The organism is Streptomyces anthophorae, from assembly GCF_049310305.1.
Lineage (GTDB): Bacteria > Actinomycetota > Actinomycetes > Streptomycetales > Streptomycetaceae > Streptomyces.
In genome coordinates this window covers 360,661-373,512 of sequence record NZ_JBLWQQ010000001.1, presented here as the reverse complement: position 1 = coordinate 373,512, position 12,852 = coordinate 360,661, and the positions used below count along the sequence as shown (strand labels likewise).

Genomic DNA, 12,852 nt, shown 5'->3' with positions numbered 1-12,852 from the left:
GTGGTGGGTGCGGTGTTCCTGGACGGGCTGGTGCTTGCCTGCGTGGCTACGTGGCGCGGAGCTCGCCGAGCGCGGAGATCAGCGCGTCGACGTCGGAGACGGTGTTGTAGTAGTGGAACGAGACGCGGAGCAGGGTGCCGCGCGGACTGGTGACGATGCGGCGCTCGCCGAGCGCGGCGGCCAGCGCGTCCGGGGCCGGGTCGGCGATCGCCACCTGCGGGCCGCGCAGTTCCGGATCCGCCGGTGAGGCCAGGGTCTCGCCGGTCTCGGTGAGGCGCTGGTGTGCGTACGCCGTGAGCTCACGGATGTGCGCCTCGACGTCCTTGGCGTCGGCCTCCGCCAGCGTGCGCAGTCCGGCCGCGGCGGCGTACGCGGAAGGGATCGACGGCGTGCCGGTCTCGAAGCGCCGCGCGGTGTCCGGAAAATCGAGCGTCCGAGGATCGAAACCGAAGGGGTCGACCCGCCCGAACCACCCGGTGAGCTGCGGCGCCACCTCGTCCCGCACACCGTCACGCACATACAGGAACGCGATGCCGGGAACGCCCAGCAGATACTTCAGCGCGCCGCACACCAGGTAGTCGCAGTCCAACTCCCGTACGTCGACGGGGAGTACGCCGAGGCCCTGATACGCGTCGACGAACACCCGCGCGCCCGCTGCCCGAGCCGCCGCGACGGTCTCGGTGACCGGCAGTCGGACGCCGTTGCGGTACGACACCAGCGGGATCGAGACGAGGTTGGTGGACTCGTCGACGGCGGCGGCGTACCCGGCGGCGGGTACGGTCCCGTCCTCGTCCGGCACGTGCCGCACCTGGGCGCCCCGTCCGCCCTGCGCCAGCCACACATGCGCGATGGACGGGAACTCCATGTCCGTCGTGACCAGGCCGGGGCGTCGTGACCAGTCCAGCGTGGACGCCACCTGGTACGCCCCGTCGGAGGCGCAGCCCACGACCGCGATCTCGTCCGTGGTGGCACCGATGTGCGCGGCGAACGCGGACCGTGCGGCGTCGACCTGCACCATCCACTCGCCCCACGGGGCGCCGTGGCTGCGCATGGACCACTGGAACTCCTGCAACGCCGTCAGCATGTGCTCGGACGCCGCCCCCTGGCTGCAACTGGCCAGGTGAACCGTGTCCTTGAGGGAGGGGAACCGGGCGCGGAAGCGTTCGGGTGTGTCCAGGGTGTCGATCGGCACGGGCGACTCGCATTCAATCCCGGTGAACGTGTTCAGTGCGGGTGATCGAACCAGCCGGGTGTGCGCCACGTCAATGGGTGTGCGGGTACGGGGACTTGTGGTCGCCGGCCCGCGGACTCACCGGCTCGGCGGCGTGACACTCACCAGGAACCGCGCGGCCCCCTCGCCCTCGTTGACGTAACGATGCGGGAGGCGGGAGTCGAACGTACAGCTGTCGCCCGGCCCCAACTCGTAGCGCCCGTCGCCCGCTTCGACGACCAGGCTGCCGCTCAGCAGCAGCACACACTCCTCGGACGGATGGCTGTACCGCTCGCCTGAGGAGGCCCCGCCCGGCTCCAGCGTCCCTTCCAGGACCTCGAGACGCGCCGACCCGGCCGACACCCGCGTGTACTCGATCCCGCCCTGCGGCGAGCGCACCTGAATCCGCCGCTCGCGCCGCACCACCGCGACCTCCTCGGCCTCGTCCTGCCGGAACAGGTCGAACAGCGGAAGCCCGAGCGCGGTGGAGAGCCGCCGCAGCGTCTCCAGACTGGGGTCGGTGAGCCCGCGCTCGACCTGACTGACGAGCCCGGTCGACACCCCGGCCCGCTCGGCCAGCTCCCGCACGGTCATCTTGTGGGCCTTGCGCAGCTCACGTATCCGATTGCCGATCACGGGGCGAGGTTAGACCACCGACCCCCGTCCTCCGGGCGGGTCGGTCAATTGATCCGCCGCTCCGCCCCCGCCCACGCCCTCTCGCGCAGCACATACTTCTGGATCTTCCCGGTCGAGGTCTTCGGGAGTTCGCCGAAGGTCACCGACTTCGGGGCCTTGAAGCGGGCGAGACGGGTGCGGACGTGGTCGATGATCTCCGCGGCGGTCGCCGAGGTGCCGTCCCGGAGGGTGATGTACGCGGCCGGGACCTCGCCCCAGCGTTCGTCGGGGACCGCGACGACCGCCGCCTCCAGGACCGCCGGGTGGTCCATGATGGCCTGCTCGACCTCGACCGACGCGATGTTCTCGCCGCCCGAGACGATGACGTCCTTGGAGCGGTCGCGGAGTTCGACGTAGCCGTCGGCGTGCACGACGCCGATGTCACCGGTACGGAACCAGCCGTCCGGCGCGGCGGCCGCCGTCGCCTCAGGGTCGTCCAGGTAGCCGAGCATGACGTTGTTGCCGCGCAGCGCGATCTGACCGGTGGTCGTGCCGTCCGCCGGGACGTCGGTGCCGTCGTCGGCGATCACGCGGGCCGTGCACGAGATCATGTTGCCCACCCCCTGGCGTGCCTTGAGGCGGGCCTGCGCCGCGCCGTCCAGGGAGTCCCACTCCGGGCGCCAGTCGCACAGCATCGCCGGGCCGTACGTCTCGGTCAGCCCGTAGAGGTGGGTGACGTCGAAGCCCAACTCGCCCATCCTGCGCAGGATCGCGGGGGAGGGCGGCGCTCCTCCCGTCGCCATGCGGATCGTGCGGCCCTGCGGCAGCGGGGCCGCCTCCGGGGCGTAGGCGATCATCGACAGGACCGTGGGCGCGCCGTTGAGGTGTGTCACGCCCTCCTCGCGGATCAGCCGCCACACCTCGGCCGGGTCGAGCTTCGGCAGGCACACGTGTGTGGCCGCCGCAGCGGTCACCGCCCACGGGAAACACCAGCCGTTGCAGTGGAACATGGGAAGGGTCCACAGGTGCACCGATGAGGGGGTGAGTCCTGTGTGGCCGACCATCGCCACCGATTGCAGGTACGCGCCTCTGTGGTGGTACATCACGCCCTTGGGGCGGCCCGTCGTGCCCGATGTGTAGTTGACGGCGAGCAGCGAGCGCTCGTCGGCCGGGGTTGCGTGGAGTGGCTCGGCCCCGGCGATCAGGGACTCGTACTCCTCGCCCGACCTGATGCGGTGGGGCGGGGTGTCCAGGCGGGCCAGGGCGTCGTCCACCAGGGCGTCGAAGGACGGGTCGTGGATCAGCACGGCCGCCTTCGAATGGCTCAGGATGTACGCCACTTCGGCCGCCGCCAGCCGCGTGTTCACCGCCACGAGCGGCACGCCCGCCCACGGCACGCCGTAGTGCGCCTCCAGGAGTACGTGCGTGTTCGGAGCCAGTACCGCCACCGGGCGTCCGTCGGCCAGTGGTGCGAGAGCGCCCGCCAGTCGGGTGCAGCGCTCGTGCAACTCCGCGTAGGTCCACCGCCGTTCACCGTCGACGACGCCGATCCGGTCTCCGTGCGCCGAGGCGGCACGGTCCAGGTACGCGGTGGGGGTCAGCGGCTCGTACGACAGGGCGTCGAGGGCGGTGACGGTGTCCGGCATGGCGGCCTCCTGGGGGAGAGCGGGGTCCCGAAACCGGCCCTACCCCGTTCAGTGCCGGCCAAGCCGTGGGAACAGCGCCCGCCGCGCCTCGCCCGCGACGTCGTGCACGAGCGGAGCCAGCTCCTTGAAGCCCACCGCCTGCCGGTCCCCGCACAGGGACAGCGCCGCCGCGGCCTGACCGCAACCGCGCAGGGGCGCGGCGATGCAGCGGATGCCGGACAGCGTCTCCTCGTTGTCGACGGCCAGGCCCTCGCGTCCCCGGATCCTGGCCAGTTCATGGCGCAGCTCCGCGGCCGTGCGCAGGCTGCGCGCGGTGCTCTGGGGGAGCCGGCCGCGGTACGCCGAGTCGACCAGGCCGGGTTCGAGCGTCGCGAGGATCGCCTTGCCGACGGCCGTGGTGTGCGCGGGCAGCCGGGCGCCGAGCCGGGTGGGGAGGCGGGCCGCCGTCCGGCCGCCCGCCTTGTCGAGGAACACCACCTCGCGCCCGTCGAGGACGGCGAGGTGTCCGGTGAGCCCGGTGCGCCGGCACATCTCGTGCAGCAGCGGCGTGACGACGTCCCTGACCTCGCTGTGTCCCGCGGCCCGCCCGCCGAGTTCCAGCGGGCGCATGCCGAGGCGGTAGCCGCCGGTGGAGTGGGTGAGCCAGCGCAGCCGGATCATCTGGTCGAGGATGCGGTGCAGCGTCGAACGTGGCAGTCCCGTGCGGTCGATGAGGTCGAGCAGGGAGAGGGTCGGCGTGTGCGGGTCGAACGCGTCGAGGATGACCGTCATGCGTTCGATCATGGAGATCGGGGCGGAGGACGGGCCGCGGTGCTCCGCTGTGTTCGTGTCTGCCGTCGCCGGTGTCGTCATGGTCGCCTCCCTGGTGGGCGTGGAGACCGGGATCGCCAAGTGTCGACCGAACGAGGGCGTGCGGGGGAGTCCCTTGCGGGGCTCGTGCCGCGCATATACAGAATCCTCACTTCTGCGCAGGGCCCGGACCGGGCACGGGCCGTCCGTCGGTGAGTCCCACTGAGCGGGAGTGCGGGGTCCGGTGAGCGGGATGCGGCCGCCGGGCCCCTTCCGGGTGGTGCCGCGCGCCCACAGAGTGCGGCACGTCAACCGGATCTGACGGTCTGTCAAATCCGGCCGTCGCTTCCATCCGTCACACCCCGTCACATCCGGCCGTCACATCCATCCGGTCCGAAGACGACGTCTACGTGAAGGGCATCGATGTCCGTGCGAGGATCTCACGCCGTCCCCCGGCGGGCCCGCGCGCTCTGCGGAGCGGGCACGGCCGCGCTTCTGGTGCTGCTGCCCGCGGCGACCGGTTCGGCGGGCGCCGCCGAACCGGAAGCGGCCGAGGGCGAGGACTGCCCGGTGGCCGCGATGGCGCAGGGCGTGCAGGTGACCGTGAGCGCCAGCAACGACACACTGCTGTCGGCGCCCGCCGGGGCGGGCATCCCGGTGGCCAAGTCCTGTGTGAACTACGCGGTCGGCGAGTCCTCGGGGTGGGCGAGCAGCCCGTACCCCGGTGAGACGGTCATCTCCGCCCCCGCGCTCATCGGCGGCCAGACCGGGCAGAAGTTCCCCGACTACCCGCTGTACGCGGCCTCCAAGTATCCGTCCGAGGACAGCGCGAAGGCCGGACGGGCCCCGCACACCATGCGGGCGCACAGCACCAAGACATCCACCGATGCGGTGGCCGGCACGGTCCTGGGCAAGGACGCGACCGGCGCCTCCACCAAGGCGTCCGCCCACTCCTCCGTCGACCCCGGCGCCCTCACCGGCACGGCGGAGGCGAGCGCCGACACCCGGCCCTGGTCCGTGAACGGCGTCCTCGACATCGGCCGCATCCGCAGCTCGGCGCGTGCCGGAGTCGACCGGTCGGGCAAGGTCGTCCGGGACGCCGAACTCACCATCGGCCGCACCGAGATCGCGGGCCAGGGCGTGGAGATCACACCGGACGGGCTCAAGGTCGCGGGCAAGGCCGTGCGACTGCCAGGCGGAGGCGCGGGCGGGGCGGACCCCGCCGAGGCACTGACCCAGGCCCTCGCCAAGGCCGGCGTCAAGCTCCGCTACCTGGACGAGAAGCGCACCAAGCACGGCATCGAGTCCGCCGGACTCGAGGTGCGGGCCCGCCAGCAGGACACCCGCTCCGGGTCCGTCTACACCGTCACCTACGTGTTCGGCCGCGCCTCCGCCGACGCCCGGCGCGTCGAGGCACCTCCCGGTACTGGCGACATGCCGCCCGTCCCCGCCCCGCAGGCACCCTCCGGGACGGGTGGCGGCGACGGCGCGGGCGCGCCCGCACCCGGCGGCGGAGGAGGCGGCGGCGCCGACACCCCGAAAACGCCCTCCGACGGCGGCGGATCCCCGGCAGGGCCCAAGGACACCCGGCCCGTCCGACTCGCCGCCAATCCGACCGACATGGGTGTCACCGGCCTGTACATCGTGCTCGCGTTCGGCGCCGTGGCCACGTTCGCCGCCGGCACCCTGCTGCGCCTGTTGGGAGTGAAGACTCGATGGACCTCGTGACCCGGATACGCAGTCAGTGGGACCGGCTGACCGCCGCGCTCACCGCGCTCGCGGGCGCCGTGACCCTCGTCCTCGGCTGGCGCGGGGTGAGCGGCACGCCGTACCCCGCCGAGCAACTGCCGTACGTGATCAGCGCCGGGCTCGGCAGCCTGTTCCTGCTCGGCCTCTCCAGCGCCCTGTGGCTCTCGGCCGACCTCCGCGACGAGTGGCGCAAGCTCGACCGCATCGAGCAGGCGCTGCGCACGGGCGGCGGGGCGACCCCCGCCGCCGGGCCGTCCGTCGCGGCGGCCCCCGACGGCGTCGAGACACCGACTCCCACGGCCCCCGTACCCGAAGGGAGCCTGCGATGAGCGGCGTGGACCCGCGCGCCGTCCCCTGGCGCGACCGCGACGTCGTCACCGTCTGCGGCACCAGCCTCGCCGGACTCGCACTGATCGTGACCGCCTGGTTCGGCGCGAGCGCCACGGTGTCGACCGCCCGGCAGGCGGCCTGGACGAACCTCGGCGTCGCCGGATTCGCCGTCGGCGCGGGCGGCCTCTGCCTGTGGCTGCTGCGGGCGCGCCGCGCCCTGGGCGAGCGGCGCGTGACGCTGATCGCCCTCGCCCCCACGGACGATGACGAGGACACGCGGACCGGGCCCGCTCCCCGGACCACGAGCACGGACGACACACTCGTCCTGCCGCTCGTACGCGCCGAGGGCATGGACCGCCCGCACCGGCCGGACTGCCCGCTGGTCGCGGGCAAGGACGTGACACCGGCCGCGGTCGGCGCGGGCGAACCGTGCAGGGTGTGCTCGCCGTGAACGAACTGCTGCCGTTCCTGGTCGTCGGAGTCACCACCGGGTCCGTGTACGGACTCGCCGCCATGGGACTCGTCCTCACCTACAAGACCTCGGGCATCTTCAACTTCGCGCACGGAGCCATCGCCGCGATCTCCGCGTTCGTCTACTACGACCTGCGGACGCTGCGCGGCCTGCCCTGGCCCGTGGCACTCGCCGTCGCCGTGGTCGTCGTGCCGCCGGTCGTCGCACTGCTGATGGAACGCGTCACGCGCACCCTCGCCGCGGCGACCGTCGCCACCAAGGTCGTCGCCACCGTCGGCCTGCAACTCGTCGTCACGAGCGCGCTGATCGCCGGATACGGCAGCTCGGCCCTCGACTTCCCCGGCTTCCTGCCCACCGACACGGTCACGGTGATCGGCGTGCACGTCGGCATCGACCAGCTGACCTCGGCGGTCGTCGCCGCGGCCGGAGCGCTCGGGTTCTTCGCCTTCTTCCGGCTGTCCTCGATGGGCGTACGGATGCGGGCGGTCGTCGACGACCCGGACCTGCTGGAACTCTCCGGCACCAGCGCGTTCGCCGTACGCACCCGAGCCTGGCTCATCGGCTGCTGGTTCGCCGCCGCGTCCGGCATCCTGCTGGCACCCCAGCTCGGCCTGGACGTCCTTCTGCTGACCCTCCTGGTGGTGCAGGCGTACGGGGCAGCGGCCGTCGGCCTCTTCTCCAGCCTCCCCCTCACCTACGCGGGCGGACTGCTCATCGGCGTACTCTCCGCGCTCGCCACCAAGTGGGTCGCCACGTCCGAGACACTCTCGGGCCTGCCGCCCGCGATGCCGTTCGTGGTGCTGTTCGCCGTGCTGCTCCTGGTCGGCCGGGGCAGGCTCGCCGAGATCGGCGGACACCGTCCCGCGCCCGCCTCCACACCACTGGTGAGCCGCGCCACCGGCCGGATCGTGGCGACAGCAACGGTGGTACTCGCGGGCTGCGTGCCGCTCGTCGCGGCGTCCAAACTCCCCGTCTATTCCTCGGCGTTGGTGTACGTCCTGATCTTCGCCTCGCTGCAACTCCTCGTCCGCACCTCGGGACAGGTCTCACTGGCGCACGCCGCACTGGTGGCGGTGGGAGCCTCGACGTTCTCGCACCTCGCGGTCGGCGCCGGGCTGCCGTGGCTGCTCGCCGTGCTCCTCGCGGGAGTCGTCGCCGTGCCCGTCGGCATGCTGGTGGCGATCCCCGCGATCCGGCTCTCGGGCCTCTACCTCGCCCTGGCCACCTTCGGCCTCGGGCTGCTCCTGGAACGGGCGGTCTACGGCACGTCCTGGATGTTCGGCAGGACCAACACCCTGCCCGCGCCCCGCCCCGGCCTCTTCGAAGGCGACGAGGCCTTCTACTACGTCCTCCTCGCCTTCGCCGTCGCGGGCTCACTGCTGATCGCCCTGGTCGGCCGCAGCCGCCTCGGACGCCTGCTGCGCGCCATGGCCGACTCGCCCACGACGCTCTCCACGCTCGGCCTCGGGGTGAACGTCACCCGCGTCACCGTCTTCGCCATCTCGGCGTTCGTCGCCGGCGTCGCGGGCGCCCTGTACGCGTCCCAGGGCCGCTCGGCGACGGGCGCGCCCTTCCTCTCGTACACCTCGCTGACCTGGCTGACCGTCCTGGTCCTGTGCGCGGGCCTGCGTTCGGCGGGCCCGCCCCTCGCGGCGGTGCTGGTCGCGGTCGTCCCCGCCTATCTCACCGACGACACCTTCGCCCAGGCCCTCCCGGTGCTCTTCGGCTTCGGTGCGCTCCTCGTCGCGCTGTACGAGGCGGGCGCGGCGAAGCGCCGCGGCGCGGGGACGCCCGCGCCGGAGTCGCAGCACGGTTCGCGCGCCGACGAACGCCTCGGGGCGCCGGGCCCGGCCGCGCAGCGCCTGACGGTGGCACGGAAGGCGCGCGCCGCCCGGTCGGCACCGGCACGGGTTCGCGTGGGTTCGGGACTGCGGAAGGAGGCGGCGCGATGAACGGGAACGCGGTCAACGAGACGGAGCGGCCCGCCCCGATGGTGGACGGCCTGGAGATCGACGGCCTGACCATCCGGTTCGGCGGGAACACCGCCGTCGACTCCGCCGCCTTCGCCGCACCGCTCGGCCGTGTCACCGGGCTCATCGGGCCCAACGGGGCCGGGAAGACCACCACGTTCAACGCATGCTCCGGGCTGCTGAGGCCCACCCAGGGAGTGATCCGGCTCTTCGGCAAGGACATCACCGGACGGCCGCCCGCGGCCCGTGCCCAGCTCGGCCTCGGCCGGACCTTTCAGCGCATGGACCTGTTCGACTCGCTCACCGTCGAGCAGAACATCGCGCTCGGACGCGAGGCGGGGCTCGCCCGCGGCAACCCCCTCAAGCAGCTCCTGGCCACCCCTGCCGAGACGAAGGCCGTACGGGCCGCCACCGAGGGGGTCCTCGAACTGTGCGGCCTGGGAGCCCTGCGCCACGAGATCGCCGGATCGCTCTCGACCGGGCAGCGCCGCCTCGTCGACCTCGGCCGCGTCCTCGCCGGGGACTTCAAGCTGCTGCTGCTCGACGAGCCGTCCTCGGGCCTCGACACCGCCGAGACGGAGAAGTTCGGCGCGATCGTCGCCAGGGTCGTCGCCGAACGGGGCTGCGGAGTACTCCTCGTCGAGCACGACATGGGTCTCGTCATGTCGGTCTGCGACCACCTCTACGTGCTCGACTTCGGCCGGCTGATCTTCGAGGGCACTCCGGCCGAGGTGCGTGCGAGCCCCGTCGTGCGCGCCGCCTACCTGGGATCGGAGGCCGCGTAGTGCTGGAACTCGACGACATCGACGCCGGATACGGTGGCGCCCGCGTCCTGCGCGAGGTGAACGTGTGGCTGCCGCCCCAGTCCGTCGTGGCGCTGCTCGGCACCAACGGGGCAGGAAAGACAACCCTGTTGAGGGTCGCGTCCGGCCTTCTCGCACCCACCTCCGGGCGCCTCACCATCGACGGCGAGGACCTCACGGGCAAGCGCCCGCACGCCCTCGCCCGAGCAGGTGTCTGCCATGTCCCGGAAGGGCGCGGGGTCTTCCCGACCCTGACGGTCAAGGAGAACATCCTCATCCAGGCGGCAGGAGGCGATCCCGGCGAAGCCGTCGAACGCGCCGTCACCGCCTTCCCGGTCCTCGGGGAGAAGCTCGGCCAGCTCGCGGGCTCGCTCAGCGGCGGCCAGCAGCAGATGCTCGCCCTCGCCCGCGCCTATGTCACCGACGCCGACTACGTACTGCTCGACGAGGTGTCGATGGGCCTCGCCCCCGTCGTCGTCGACGAGATCTTCGAGTTCCTCGGCAGGCTGGCCGAGGACGGCCGCGCCCTGCTCCTCGTCGAGCAGTACGTCTCCCGCGCCCTCGAACTCGCCGACTACGTCTACCTGATGAACCGTGGCCGCATCGAATTCGCCGGAGAACCGGGCGAGTTGGACGGCGACCGACTCGTCGCCCAGTACCTGGGCGCGCACACCTGACCACCACTCACCCCCTTCCGCTCGTTGTTTCGTTCCCGCGCTCCGGAGGAGAACCATGACCCCGACCCGTACACGCGCCACCCTGGCGGCCGTGGCGGCGCTGAGCCTGGTGCTCGCCGCCTGCGGCAGCCGGGTCGACCACGACACCGTCGTACGTTCCGTGGGCAACGGCGGGAATGTCGCCACCGGGGCCGCGGGCTCGGACACCGGTGTCGGCGCCGACGGCTCGTCCGACACCACCACCCCGAGGGACGGCTCGAAGTCCGACGGGAAGTCCGGGAGCGGGACCGGAGCCGGCGGAGGCGGCGGCGATGGTGGTGGCCCGGCATCCGGCGGCGGTGGCGGAAAGGCGGGCGGTGGCAGGTCCGGCGGCGGCCCCATCGTCATCGGTAGCGTCGGGACGACGTCGGGACCCGGCGGCGTCGCCTTCGCCCAGGGGCCACGTGCCCTCCAGGCCTGGGCGGCCACCGTCAACGCAAACGGCGGAATCAAGGGCCGCCAGGTCAAGGTCATCGTCATGGACGACGGCGCCGACGCCTCCAAGGGGCGCAGCCAGATGCAGGAGCTCGTCGAACAGCGCAAGGCCGTCGCGATCGTCGCCTCGTTCACCACCACGCAGACCATGAACGCCTGGAAGAGCTACGTGGAGAAGAAGCAGGTCCCCGTCATCGGCGGCGACTGCTCGACGACCGCGTGGACCGCGAGCCCCATGCTGTTCAGCGAATGCCCCGGCACCAACTCGGCGCTCGACGGCCTCGCCCAGGTCGGCGCGAAGTACGGCAAGGGCAAGAAGCTCGGCGCCCTCTTCTGCACCGACTCCGATGCCTGCACCCACGTGCACGAGCGGTTCTTCGGCAGCGGGAACGCCGCCAAGCGCTACGGCCTCGACCCCGTCTACAACGCCAAGATCTCCGTCACTCAGCCCGACTTCACGGCCGAGTGCATCCAGGCGCGCAACGCGGACGTCGACCTGATGCTGGTGACCGGCGATCCCAACACCGTGAACCGGGTCGCCTCCTCGTGCAGCCGGCAGAACTTCAACCCGCAGTTCTTGCAGCCGGGCGCCACCGTCGACGGCACCACCGCCTCCAAGCCGGGACTGAAGAACGTCCTCGCGGTGACCCCGGTGTTCCCCTTCAAGGGCTCGTCGGCGGCCGGCTTCGGGCAGTTCGACTCCGCCTGGAACAAGTACGGCGGCGGCAAGGCGCCTGGCCCCTCGGCCGCGCAGGGCTGGGCCTCGGCGAAGGTGTTCGAGAAGGCGGCGCGCGGCGCGGGTGACATCACGCGGGCCGGACTGATCAAGGAGCTGCGCACCTTCCGCGGCCAGCGCTTCGACGGCCTGACCGTTCCGCTGACGTACACCAGCAAGGGCTCGAACGACACCAAGTGCGCCTTCGGGATGCGGGGTTCGGGCGGCCGGTGGACGGCGATGTCCGGTGGAAAGGCGTTCTGCTGGTGAGCGGGCGACCGCAGGGCCGGCGCGGCGGGCGCCGTAGGAGCCTGCTCTGGCATCAGATCCTCACCGGGGCGGTCGCCGTGGCGGCGACGGGCGGCATGGCGACGGCGACGGTCTGGCAACTGGCGGACATGGCATCGGTGTCGGCCACGAGTGCCCCGCCGCCCGGCTCGCAGGCGGGCGGCGGCAGCCCGCCGCTTTACCCGCAGGCGCCGACGGAGATACCCGGGACGCGGCCGGTGCCGTTCAAGAGCGAGAAGCACGACGGCGAGAAGGACCCGAAGGACCTTCCGGCACTCCCGACGACACACGGGATTCCCGGCCGCGTACTTGCCGCCTACCGCAGCGCCGTCAAGGACCTCGCGTCCGAGTCACCGGGGTGCGGAATACGAATGCCGCTGCTCGCGGCGATCGGCCGGGTGGAATCCGGGCACGCACGCGGCGGCGCCCTGGACGGGAACGGCCGTACGCGAACCCCCATACTCGGCCCGCGACTCGACGGCGGCCCGGACGTGGCCGCCATCCACGACTCCGACGACGGAACCTGGGACGGCGACCGGACCTGGGACCGCGCCGTGGGTCCCGCCCAGTTCATTCCCTCCACGTGGCGCCGCTGGGGCAGCGACGGCAACGGTGACGGCGCCCGCGATCCGCACCAGATCGACGACGCGTGGCTGGCGGCGGGCCGCTACCTGTGCGCGGCGGGCGGCGACCTGACCCGCGGCGCCGGAATCCGCAGTGCGGTGCTGGCGTACAACCACTCGGACTCCTACCTGGAGCTGGTACTGAGCTGGATGAGGGTGTACGGGAACGGGGCCGTGCCGACGGCGGGGATGCCGGGGGACGGGGAATCGCAGGGCGAGCCCGGGCAGTCGGAGAAGCCGGGCCAGGGCAAGGCAGGGGAGAAGGAGGACGGAAAGCGGAAGGGGGAGGGAAAGAGGAAGGGGAAGGGTGGCAAGGAGTCGGGCTCGCCCTCGGCCACGCCCAGTCCTTCGCCGTCGCAGAGCCCGTCGGGCGACGGCAAGCGTCCGTCGAAACCCAAGCTGCCGAGCCTGCCCGACCCCACCTTCCGGCTGCCGACCTCCGGCCACACTCCTTCGCCGCTGCTTCTCTCTCGCCGGTCGACGTGACCCCG

General features: G+C 72.3%; 12 protein-coding genes. 8 read left to right on the top strand and 4 right to left on the bottom strand.

Annotated features, from left to right (window positions below):
* Positions 1 to 46: 46 nt before the first annotated feature.
* From ACNYS0_RS01650 to ACNYS0_RS01635, 4 genes are all read right to left on the bottom strand, one after another.
* Positions 47 to 1,192: an aminotransferase class V-fold PLP-dependent enzyme gene (locus ACNYS0_RS01650; RefSeq protein WP_422470802.1), complete on the bottom strand. Its 1,146-nt coding sequence runs from the start codon at positions 1,190 to 1,192 to the stop codon at positions 47 to 49.
* A 117-nt stretch (positions 1,193 to 1,309) separates the two neighbouring features.
* Entirely contained in the window at positions 1,310 to 1,846 is a 537-nt protein-coding gene (locus ACNYS0_RS01645) for a helix-turn-helix domain-containing protein (protein WP_422470801.1), read from the bottom strand.
* Between the two features lie 44 nt (positions 1,847 to 1,890).
* Positions 1,891 to 3,471, bottom strand: coding sequence for an AMP-binding protein (locus ACNYS0_RS01640; protein ID WP_422470800.1), 1,581 nt, complete (start codon positions 3,469 to 3,471; stop codon positions 1,891 to 1,893).
* A gap of 48 nt (positions 3,472 to 3,519) precedes the next feature.
* A complete protein-coding gene (locus tag ACNYS0_RS01635) occupies positions 3,520 to 4,323 on the bottom strand; it encodes an IclR family transcriptional regulator (protein WP_422470799.1) in 804 nt (267 codons plus the stop codon).
* Between the two features lie 366 nt (positions 4,324 to 4,689).
* Here ACNYS0_RS01635 and ACNYS0_RS01630 point away from each other — a divergent pair, with 366 nt between their 5' ends.
* From ACNYS0_RS01630 to ACNYS0_RS01595, 8 genes are read left to right on the top strand one after another with little or no spacing between them, the layout of a single operon-like run.
* Entirely contained in the window at positions 4,690 to 5,988 is a 1,299-nt protein-coding gene (locus ACNYS0_RS01630; protein WP_422470798.1) for a hypothetical protein, read from the top strand.
* On the top strand, positions 5,976 to 6,338 hold the full coding sequence (locus ACNYS0_RS01625; RefSeq protein WP_422470797.1) for a hypothetical protein: 363 nt from the start codon (positions 5,976 to 5,978) through the stop codon (positions 6,336 to 6,338). Before ACNYS0_RS01630 ends, ACNYS0_RS01625 begins: the two co-directional genes overlap by 13 nt.
* A complete protein-coding gene (locus ACNYS0_RS01620) occupies positions 6,335 to 6,790 on the top strand; it encodes a hypothetical protein (protein ID WP_422470796.1) in 456 nt (151 codons plus the stop codon). The genes ACNYS0_RS01625 and ACNYS0_RS01620 overlap by 4 nt, the downstream gene beginning before the upstream one ends.
* Positions 6,778 to 8,763: a branched-chain amino acid ABC transporter permease gene (locus tag ACNYS0_RS01615; RefSeq protein WP_422470795.1), complete on the top strand. Its 1,986-nt coding sequence runs from the start codon at positions 6,778 to 6,780 to the stop codon at positions 8,761 to 8,763. Before ACNYS0_RS01620 ends, ACNYS0_RS01615 begins: the two co-directional genes overlap by 13 nt.
* On the top strand, positions 8,760 to 9,566 hold the full coding sequence (locus ACNYS0_RS01610; protein ID WP_422470794.1) for an ABC transporter ATP-binding protein: 807 nt from the start codon (positions 8,760 to 8,762) through the stop codon (positions 9,564 to 9,566). The genes ACNYS0_RS01615 and ACNYS0_RS01610 overlap by 4 nt, the downstream gene beginning before the upstream one ends.
* Positions 9,566 to 10,261: an ABC transporter ATP-binding protein gene (locus tag ACNYS0_RS01605; RefSeq protein ID WP_422470793.1), complete on the top strand. Its 696-nt coding sequence runs from the start codon at positions 9,566 to 9,568 to the stop codon at positions 10,259 to 10,261. The genes ACNYS0_RS01610 and ACNYS0_RS01605 overlap by 1 nt, the downstream gene beginning before the upstream one ends.
* 55 nt (positions 10,262 to 10,316) lie before the next feature.
* Positions 10,317 to 11,720, top strand: a complete 1,404-nt coding sequence (locus ACNYS0_RS01600; RefSeq protein WP_422470792.1) for an ABC transporter substrate-binding protein — start codon at positions 10,317 to 10,319, stop codon at positions 11,718 to 11,720.
* A complete protein-coding gene (locus ACNYS0_RS01595; RefSeq protein ID WP_422470791.1) occupies positions 11,717 to 12,847 on the top strand; it encodes a lytic transglycosylase domain-containing protein in 1,131 nt (376 codons plus the stop codon). Before ACNYS0_RS01600 ends, ACNYS0_RS01595 begins: the two co-directional genes overlap by 4 nt.
* Positions 12,848 to 12,852 lie beyond the last annotated feature (5 nt).